Genomic DNA, 251 nt, shown 5'->3' with positions numbered 1-251 from the left:
CAACATGCGCCGAGCGTCAATCAACAAACGCTTGTCAGCGTCAATCAACATCGGCATCATCAACCTCGCCGCGACATTCTCATCTTGTTTGTCGCGCGTCTCTCATCCAGATTGTCGCGCCACAGACTAAAGACATCGAGCACGACGGCGAGATAGAGAAAGCCTTCTGCGGTCGGCACATAGGTGGCATCCGCCACCCACAGCCGGTTCGGGGCGTCGGCCACGAAGTGCCGTTGCACGAGATCGGGCGC

Annotated in this window: 1 pseudogene; it reads right to left on the bottom strand. The window is 58.6% G+C overall.

What is annotated here, in order from left to right:
- Positions 1-125: 125 nt before the first annotated feature.
- Positions 126-251, bottom strand: a pseudogene (locus GWC77_RS28910) (IS3 family transposase); the annotation flags it as partial.

The sequence above is a fragment of the Paraburkholderia sp. NMBU_R16 genome, from assembly GCF_013282575.1.
Lineage (GTDB): Bacteria > Pseudomonadota > Gammaproteobacteria > Burkholderiales > Burkholderiaceae > Trinickia.
Note: the sequence above shows the minus strand (reverse complement) of the source record. Positions and strands in the feature narration are given on the sequence as shown.